This window comes from Cyanobium sp. BA5m-21 (genome assembly GCF_024346235.1).
Classification (GTDB): domain Bacteria; phylum Cyanobacteriota; class Cyanobacteriia; order PCC-6307; family Cyanobiaceae; genus Cyanobium_A; species Cyanobium_A usitatum.
Genome location: NZ_JAGQCO010000073.1, coordinates 1 through 7,502, shown reverse-complemented (window position 1 = coordinate 7,502; position 7,502 = coordinate 1). Strand labels below are relative to the sequence as shown.

General features: G+C 63.7%; 16 protein-coding genes and 1 pseudogene. 11 read left to right on the top strand and 6 right to left on the bottom strand.

Features of this window, described 5'->3' with window-relative positions; genetic code table 11:
* Positions 1-166: 166 nt before the first annotated feature.
* The 4 genes and pseudogenes from KBY72_RS13565 to brnA all read left to right on the top strand — a co-directional run.
* Positions 167-541, top strand: a pseudogene (locus tag KBY72_RS13565) (siphovirus Gp157 family protein); the annotation flags it as partial.
* A gap of 109 nt (positions 542-650) precedes the next feature.
* On the top strand, positions 651-1,586 hold the full coding sequence (locus KBY72_RS13560; protein ID WP_254993797.1) for an RAD52 family DNA repair protein: 936 nt from the start codon (positions 651-653) through the stop codon (positions 1,584-1,586).
* Positions 1,587-1,713: 127 nt separating this feature from the next.
* Positions 1,714-1,977, top strand: coding sequence for a BrnT family toxin (locus KBY72_RS13555; RefSeq protein WP_254961981.1), 264 nt, complete (start codon positions 1,714-1,716; stop codon positions 1,975-1,977).
* Entirely contained in the window at positions 1,964-2,218 is a 255-nt protein-coding gene (brnA, locus tag KBY72_RS13550; RefSeq protein ID WP_254961982.1) for a type II toxin-antitoxin system BrnA family antitoxin, read from the top strand. The genes KBY72_RS13555 and brnA overlap by 14 nt, the downstream gene beginning before the upstream one ends.
* 160 nt (positions 2,219-2,378) lie before the next feature.
* Here the strand turns inward: brnA and KBY72_RS13545 are convergent, their stop codons facing one another.
* Genes KBY72_RS13545 through KBY72_RS13535 form a run of 3 tightly spaced genes read right to left on the bottom strand, consistent with a single transcriptional unit; the run spans position 2,379 to position 3,023 of the window.
* Entirely contained in the window at positions 2,379-2,582 is a 204-nt protein-coding gene (locus KBY72_RS13545; RefSeq protein WP_254961983.1) for a type II toxin-antitoxin system HicA family toxin, read from the bottom strand.
* Positions 2,583-2,591: 9 nt separating this feature from the next.
* Positions 2,592-2,789: a type II toxin-antitoxin system HicB family antitoxin gene (locus KBY72_RS13540; protein ID WP_254961984.1), complete on the bottom strand. Its 198-nt coding sequence runs from the start codon at positions 2,787-2,789 to the stop codon at positions 2,592-2,594.
* A 42-nt stretch (positions 2,790-2,831) separates the two neighbouring features.
* Positions 2,832-3,023, bottom strand: coding sequence for a hypothetical protein (locus tag KBY72_RS13535; protein ID WP_254961985.1), 192 nt, complete (start codon positions 3,021-3,023; stop codon positions 2,832-2,834).
* Between the two features lie 102 nt (positions 3,024-3,125).
* Between KBY72_RS13535 and KBY72_RS13530 the strand changes: the two genes are divergently transcribed.
* From KBY72_RS13530 to KBY72_RS13505, 6 genes are all read left to right on the top strand, one after another.
* Positions 3,126-3,410, top strand: a complete 285-nt coding sequence (locus KBY72_RS13530; protein WP_254961986.1) for a galactose oxidase — start codon at positions 3,126-3,128, stop codon at positions 3,408-3,410.
* 7 nt (positions 3,411-3,417) lie between these two features.
* Positions 3,418-3,699, top strand: a complete 282-nt coding sequence (locus KBY72_RS13525; RefSeq protein WP_254961987.1) for a DUF1651 domain-containing protein — start codon at positions 3,418-3,420, stop codon at positions 3,697-3,699.
* On the top strand, positions 3,657-3,998 hold the full coding sequence (locus KBY72_RS13520; protein WP_254961988.1) for a hypothetical protein: 342 nt from the start codon (positions 3,657-3,659) through the stop codon (positions 3,996-3,998). Before KBY72_RS13525 ends, KBY72_RS13520 begins: the two co-directional genes overlap by 43 nt.
* Positions 3,999-4,007: 9 nt before the next feature.
* Entirely contained in the window at positions 4,008-4,430 is a 423-nt protein-coding gene (locus KBY72_RS13515) for an NUDIX hydrolase (RefSeq protein WP_254961989.1), read from the top strand.
* Between the two features lie 209 nt (positions 4,431-4,639).
* Positions 4,640-5,155: a GNAT family N-acetyltransferase gene (locus tag KBY72_RS13510; protein ID WP_254961990.1), complete on the top strand. Its 516-nt coding sequence runs from the start codon at positions 4,640-4,642 to the stop codon at positions 5,153-5,155.
* Complete coding sequence (locus tag KBY72_RS13505; protein ID WP_254961991.1) at positions 5,152-5,556, top strand: PPC domain-containing DNA-binding protein; 405 nt, start codon at positions 5,152-5,154, stop codon at positions 5,554-5,556. The genes KBY72_RS13510 and KBY72_RS13505 overlap by 4 nt, the downstream gene beginning before the upstream one ends.
* Here KBY72_RS13505 and KBY72_RS13500 read toward each other — a convergent pair.
* The 3 genes from KBY72_RS13500 to KBY72_RS13490 are packed head-to-tail and all read right to left on the bottom strand — an operon-like array spanning position 5,534 to position 6,715.
* The gene (locus KBY72_RS13500; protein WP_254961992.1) at positions 5,534-5,710 is read right to left on the bottom strand and encodes a hypothetical protein; all 177 of its coding nucleotides are present in this window, start codon (positions 5,708-5,710) and stop codon (positions 5,534-5,536) included. The genes KBY72_RS13505 and KBY72_RS13500 overlap by 23 nt on opposite strands.
* Before the next feature lie 20 nt (positions 5,711-5,730).
* On the bottom strand, positions 5,731-6,228 hold the full coding sequence (locus KBY72_RS13495) for a hypothetical protein (RefSeq protein ID WP_254961993.1): 498 nt from the start codon (positions 6,226-6,228) through the stop codon (positions 5,731-5,733).
* Positions 6,221-6,715, bottom strand: a complete 495-nt coding sequence (locus KBY72_RS13490; protein ID WP_254961994.1) for a hypothetical protein — start codon at positions 6,713-6,715, stop codon at positions 6,221-6,223. Before KBY72_RS13490 ends, KBY72_RS13495 begins: the two co-directional genes overlap by 8 nt.
* A gap of 170 nt (positions 6,716-6,885) precedes the next feature.
* On the opposite strand from KBY72_RS13490, the gene KBY72_RS13485 reads away from it, so the two are divergent.
* On the top strand, positions 6,886-7,502 hold a 617-nt coding region (locus tag KBY72_RS13485), incomplete at its 3' end, for a hypothetical protein (protein WP_254993796.1).

Below are 7,502 nucleotides of genomic sequence, written 5' to 3'. Positions count from 1 at the left end.
TCAGGGTTCATAAGGGATAAACGGAGCTGCGCAATCAGCTTCCAGGCAGTCATCCCCTGCCTGCCACTGTTCACCCTCCGGAGAGGGTCACAGGACCTCCTGAGTTACACCACTCAGAGGGGCGCTACCCCTACTTGCAGAAGAGGGCAATAAGCAGGCCCTCGCCGCCAAGGCCGATGCCACCTGCTGGGTGATCGAGCATCTACGCGGTCAGGCCGCCTACCGCCAGCAGCAGGCCAAGCGGCTCGCCGATCTGGCACGTAGTGATGCCGGCCGGGCTGATGCGTTGGAGGAATCGCTGATCTTTGTCCTCACCCAGCTCCAGCCAGCCGCTGCCCGCTTCTCCTTCCCCGATCACGAGCTCAGCAGCCGCAAGTCCTCAGCTGTCGTGATCGACGAAGAGCAGGCCCTCGATGCCGAGTGGCTCACCTTCTCCACCACAAGCAAACCCGACAAGAACGCCATCAAGGAAGCCCTCAAAGCCGGCCGTCAAATCACCGGCGCTCAGCTGCTCACCCGCCGCTCCTGGCGCATCCACTGACTGGAGGGGGGCAGAGCCCCCCGCGACATGGCCCGCTGCAGTGGCGGGCCCTTTCTTCCTGATCCGATTTCGCTCCTTTCTTCTTCTCGCTCCATCGCTTCCCATCGCCATGACCGTCGCCGCCCCTTCCGCCAATGGGTCCAGCACCAGCAGTCGTCCCGCCGCTCCTCTTCCGGCCCAGCGGCCGCCCTCCGCTCTGGAGGTGATCCGCTCTGCTGACCGGTCCGATATGGAGACGTCAGCAAACCCGCCATCAGCCGCGGCGCCGCAAGTCCTCCAGGCTCAACCCCTTGGCTTCTCCCCCGAGCAGCTCGCCGCCCTGGCCGCTCCGCTTGATCGGGCCAAAGTTCGTCAGCGGGAGCAGGGCCGCAGCCGCGTGAGCTATTTGGAGGGTTGGCAGGTAATCGCGGAAGCCAACCGCATCTTTGGCTTTGACGGCTGGCAGCGCCAAACCATCGCCGTTCGCTGCGTTGCACAGGCCGAACGAACCATCGGCAGAGATCAGAAACCCGGCTGGGGCGTCACCTACACCGCCCGCGTCCGCATCACCGTCACAGCCGGAGGCCATACACCCCTGATCCGCGAGGGCACCGGTGCCGGCCACGGCATCGACGCCGACCTGGGCCAGGCCCATGAGTCCGCCATCAAGGAGGCCGAGACCGATGCGATGAAAAGAGCGCTGATGACCTTTGGCAATCCGTTTGGTCTGGCGCTCTACGACAAGCAGCAGAGGGAGGTCACCAGTTCAGCCACTGCGGCCCCAATCGGCTCCCCCAGAACAAGGCCCGTAGAAGCTGCTCCCCAGCAGCAGCCCCAATCACCTGCACAGCAGGAACCTGATCCAAGCCTTGACCCGCTCGATCCAGGCACAATCCAGCAGATCCTCGCCACCGTTCGGGGCCTTCCACGCCCTGCTCTGGAGGGGTTCACCAAGGCCTTCCGCAAGCGGTTCCAGGTGCCGCAGGAGGCTGCTTCTATCGCCGATCGGATCTGCCAGCGGCGGCACCATGACTGGATCGAGACGTTTCTGGTGTCGCACCGATAGGTGCGCTCTGCAAATCAGCACCGATAGGTGCGCTCAGCAGAGCAGCACCAGCAGCTGGCCACCTGAATTGGAAGCAGCAGAAGCGACGCACGTCTTCTGCGCCAAAAAGGTATAGATTTTGAACTCTATGGACTTTGAGTTCGACCCGCTCAAGAGCAAGGCCAACCAGGCGAAGCACGGCATCGACTTCGTCGATGCCCAGGCTCTGTGGAACGATCCCGACCTGCTGGAAATCCCAGCCCGCACCACAGATGAGCCGCGGTTTCTCGTCATTGCTCAGATCCATGGCAAGCACTGGTCAGCTGTGATCACCCATCGCAGCCAGGCCATCCGCCTCATTTCTGTCCGTCGCTCCCGCCTGGAAGAGGTCCAGCTCTATGAACAGTTCTGAATTCGATCGTCGCTTCGACGCTGGTGACGCCGTGCTCGGCGCACTCGATCTCGACGCCGCTACTCGGCCCCGCCTGCAGCAGAAGCGCGTCAATGTGGATTTCCCCCTCTGGATGGTCGAGCAGCTCGATCGTGAGGCCACCCGTCTTGGCGTGACACGGCAGTCGATCATCAAAGTGTGGCTCGCTGAGCGACTGGAGCACCGCACTGAATCAAACCTGGGCACAGCCACCGTTCACTGAAGGGCCTCATCACCAAAGGCCGATCGGATCAGCCAGCGCCGCCATCACGAATGGATTGAGGCGTTTCTTGTGTCGCACCGATAGGTGCGCCCTACAGAACTACACCAAGCGGTTGCTTGATGCCGGTTCACTCTCCTGGTCGCGATAGGTCTGCCTACCTTCAGAGGAGGTCGCGGAATTGCTGGGGAGTTAAGCCGGCATCACGGGCAATGGCCCCCATGGTGATGGCGTTGATCGGGTCATGACGCGGGATCACCAGCCGGCGTTCTCCATTGCTCAAAATCAAGTGGCCGGACTCCCGCACAATGCGGTAGCCCAACTTCTGGAACACACGAACCGCATCCTTTTGGCTGATGCCGGGCAAGCGAGGTATTCAGATCGCCAGCTCAAGCGTCTCCACCTGCTTGATACCGGCTTCTTCTGCCTCCACCTCAAGCCAAAGGCCAATGGCCTCACGGATGCTGGTAAGAGCTTCTTCCCGGGTCTCGCCCTGGGAGTGGCAGCCAGGCAGATCCAGGCAACTCACCGACCAACCCTCGTCTGTCTCCAGTAAACGGATCCTGTACGACACCGCCGGTTCCTCGTTATTCCTTGAACCTAGCCAGATCCAGCCTCAGCGCTGCAACAACCAGCGCAGCAGCGACAGGCCAATGATCAGCCCGATGCCGATGTTCCAGAGCCAAGACGGACGCTCGGCCAACCGCTGCAGCCAGGCCGGCAGCTGATCACGCCACTGCTCCATTGCCAGCACCGCCAGCAGCAGCAGGACCAAGGGGATGCCGATGGCCAAAACGAGCTCGCGCAACGTCGGCCCTTATCCGCTGAGCGCACCGTATCGAGGGCGCAATGGGACGGCACCAAAGCCCGTCAATCGTGCTAGTACACGTGTACGAGTTCGGAGCTATTCATGGGTGCCCCTCTCCCCCGACCCGCAGCACTGAATGCCCGGCTTGATCTCCCGATCGAGGAGTGGCCCTACCTCGATGAGGCGGTGCTGCTCAAGACCCGGATCAGCAAGGTCTGCATGACCTGCCACTGGTTTCGGCATCACGCCGGGGTGAACTGCATCCCGGTGCTCACCTGTCAGCTGCACCAGGGTCTGATTGCCCATGGCGAGCACCTGACCAGCCGCTGTCAGTGCTGGACAGATGACCTGGTGCGCCAGAGAGGCTGGGCGCCGGAAGTGGCCTGAGTAGGCCATGCGCATCGGCGATCGCAACCGCCCACCGCTGTCTCCACAGGAGGGCTGGCTTAGCGATGGCCGCCAAGTGCTCCATTTCCAGCCCTGCCGCTACGACCGCTGGAGTCAGGTGTTGGAGGTGACTTTTGGAGAGGTGATGCCCAGCGGTGAACCACCGCTGCTTAAGCACCGCAGGGAGCTGATGCGAGATGAGGCGATCAAGCTCTGGGGCCAGAAGCGACAGGAGGGTTGGCAGGCGTGTCCGCCGCAGTGGATCCCGCAGAAGCCGCTGCGGGACTAAGTGGCGCCACCTCTTCCGGTCCCGCCAGCCAGCAGGGGGAGACTCGTGATCAACCTGTGCTCCTAAACCCCTTCTTGCCGTTCAGCACGGCCAAGGTGCTGAGCCTCAAGGCCACTGTGCTGCTGCTGCTCACCCTGCTGATCAAGGCGAGGGTACAGATCGTGGCCGGGTCGGCCATCGGAATCTTTCTGTTGCTTCTGCAGACGCTGGTGTTCCTGGCCATCAGCGGTGGCCTGGTGTTAGCGGCCGGCGGTGCAGCGATCTACGCCAAGCAGCGGCGCCGGACTGCTGCGGATTGAGGACGCACCATGGCCGTTGAAGTAGCCCTGGCGATGCTGCATCGGAATGGCCGCTGGCTAATGCAGCTGCGCGACGAGATCCCCACGATCGTCGCGCCTGGCTGCTGGGGACTGTTTGGCGGGCACCTCGATCCGGGCGAAACCCCGGAGCAGGCGCTGCGGCGGGAGCTGCTGGAGGAGATCAGCTGGCAACCCACGGTGGTGGAGCTGGTGATGGTTCATCACATCCACCGCCGCACGGCCCATGTGTTCCGAGCTGAGCTGTCGGTTCCGCTGGAGCAGTTGCAGCTTCTGGAAGGCCAGGACATGGCCCTGGTGAGCGCAGAGGACCTGCTGGCAGGTTCTATCTGGAGCAGGCGTCTGGGCAGCCATCGCCCTCTGGCCGATGGATTGCTGGAGGTGATGCAGCACGTGCTCACCGAGCAGACTTGAAACACAACAAAGCCCGGAGCTTTTGCCCCGGACATTTGCCTGCTCAGCCGTGTTGCCGCCTCAAGTGGGTCGGCCGCAGCTGCGTGGTCGTTTGCTCGTTACAAATCAGGTGATCGACACCGGTCTTCTCCGGCGGCAATGGGAGTTCAGGAAGGGGGCTTAACAGCTGACGCCAGGATGCGGCGGCACCTTCTTCAATTTGGCCCCAAGTGGCATCCCCCCTGCAGATCCGCCCCTACGAGCAGGCCGACTGGCCAGCGGTGTGGGCGCTGCTGGAGCCGGTGTTCCGCGCCGGTGAAACCTTTCCCCACGACCCCGCCATCAGCGAGGCAGAAGCCCAGCTGGCCTGGGTGGAGCAGAACCAGGCGGTGATGATCGCCGTGGATGGTGACGGGGCCGTGGTGGGCACCTATTACCTCAGGCCCAACTCCCTCTGCCTTGGTGCCCATGTAGCTAATGCCGGCTACGTGGTGGCTGAGCGCTGCCGGGGCAATGGAATCGGCAGTCGTCTCTGCCAGCACTCGCTGCAGGCGGCCCGGCGGCTTGGATTCCGGGCGATGCAGTTCAACCTGGTGGTGAGCACCAACACCGCAGGCATCCGCTGCTGGCAGCGCAACGGCTTTCAGGTCGTTGGCACCCTGCCGGGAGCGTTTCGCCACAGGCAGTCGGGCTACGTCGATGCCCTGGTGATGTTCCAGGGGCTAGTGGAGGGGCCTAACCCATGAAGGTGGTGCCGTTGCGGCTGCAGCCTGAAGACGATCTCCGTCAGGCGCTGGAAACCTGGATGGGCGAGCAGGAGGAGCAGGCCGGCTGTGTGATCAGCGCTATCGGCAGCCTCTCGGTGGTCCAGCTGCGCTTCGCGGGAGCGGCGGCGGCCACAACCATTCATGGCGAGCTGGAGATCCTCAGTCTCTCCGGCACCCTTTCGGCCGATGGCGCCCACCTCCACATCGCCATCGCTGACAGCAGCGGCGCCGTGATCGGCGGACATCTCTGCACCGGTTCCCTTGTACGCACCACCGCCGAGCTGGTGCTTGGCCTGCTGCCGGAGTGGCGATTCAGTCGGGAGCTGGATCCGGCCACCGGCTATGCCGAGCTGCGAATCAGTCCTCGGTCTCTGGGCTGAGGGGCGGCAGACGCCGCTCCACCTGCAGAAACACCAGCCAGGCCACGCCAGCACTAATGCCGCCGGTCCAGTCATTGCGCAGCAGCTCGATGATCGAAATCGTGCTGGCACCGATGCGCAGGCCCCTCAGCAGAAAGCGGCCCAGCTGCTCCATTCGGAAAGAAACTCCCACCGTCATCCACGCACCAGTAGCGACCGGATCAGCTGCTCAAGGCCCTCAACCCGCTGCAAGCAGCGCTGCTCCATCAGGTCCATCCGCTGCAGTAGCCGCTGCTCGAGTTGCGCGGCCTGGAGCCCCGCTCCACTGGCACCACGCTTGCCAGTCTTCCCAGGCCAGGAGCCGGTGCGAAAGGTCTGCTCCAGCTCAGCCCAGGTGGGCTTCTTGGGGGCAGGGCCCAGGCGCTGTTCTGCCCAGGTCTGGGCATCGGCCACCCGCCGGAACCGCTCTTTCAGGGCCGCAAGAGAGCACGCCTCTGGGGCAAGCAGGGCCTGGGGTGCGAGCGCGGGCGTGAGTGGCTGGTTCATGCCAGCCGCAGCGGCCGCAGGGCCAGTCAGCTCCTCCACCATCTGGCGCACGCTGGCGTTCTGTTCGCCCAGAGTGCGGAACAGCTCGGCGTCGCTTTTGGACAGCCGGGCCATCAGCTCGGCAAAGCGCTCGCTCAGTTCAGCCATTGCTGGAGGCTCCTCCGCGCAGCAGCGCGCGCATCTTGGCGATCAGTTCGGTGATGCGCAGGATGCTCCAGAAGCCTGCCTGCTCCTTGGCCTCATCAAGGTCGCTAAGCAAACGATCCAAGGCCTCTTGCTTGCCTTCAAAGAGCTCAAGCTCCCGATGCAGCTCCTGCGCCATGGAAAGCGCCTCGGCTTTTTCCTTACCGATGGCTACCAATCGCCCCTCGTAACCATGGAGGGTGGCCAGGAAGCGATCACGGGCCTCACGCAGCTCGCGCGAGCGGCGCTGCAGCTGGCCGCGGGCGCGAGCCAGCGAGGCATGGCTGTTGCGCATCGCGCTGTAGGTGTGCGCGATCTGCTCCGGAGAAAGGCCACTGAGATCGCGAGGAAAATCGCCGGTGGCACGGATTCCCTTGCACTCCGGCGCAGCAGCCACCAGGGCCGAGTCAGAGCTCGCCGGGAGATCATCCAAACCCTCTGGCGGATTCATGGCGGCTGGGTAAGGGACCCCAGCAAAAGCCACGGGAGGGTCGTAGGGCAACGCCAAACCAGCTATTCATGCGAGTTCCGCATAGTTGGCTCCTCTAGTAGTGGCGCTGGCAAGGCGCCGGACTGATGCTGTGGGCAGTGGCGGAAACGCCAACGCAACGTTGCTTGTCGATGGCCCAGCAGAACAACGGATGCGCCACCGGCTGCGGCACCTTGCTGGGCCTGGCGGCCCTGGGCTTTGTGCTCGCCTACTGGCAGGTCTTTCTGATCGCGGGGCTCTTGATCCTGGCCATCGTTGCCGTGGTCTATGCCCTGCTGCTGCAGAACCACCGGCAACTCCAGGCCTTGGTGGACGATGCGGATCGGCGCGTCCACCAGGCCCCCTGTCAGGTCAAGGAGAGCTTTGGCGTGATCCACTCGCTCAAGTTGGCCGGCGACCTGCAGGCCCTGCGGGTTGAGGTGATCTGCTGCACGCTCACCGCCAACGGCAAGACATTGGGCACCGAGGAAGTGTGTATCAGCCTCAGCCCACCGGCCGCGAGGCTGCAACTCCGCTCTGCCAGCGGTTTAGCCAACTGGCTGCGCGGCGGTGGCATCGCCCAGCTCACGGATCTCTCCGTGGAGTGCAAGGCCGTCAAGGCGGCGATGGAGTGCCTGCGAGAGCGGTCGTGGACCAACAAGGCCCTGGGCAAGATCGATGGGCTGCGCACCTCGCTGATCGACACCCTGGCCAAGGCCAAGGGCAATGAGCTACTGGAAGGAGCCATCCCCCAGCTACAGCAGGGCTT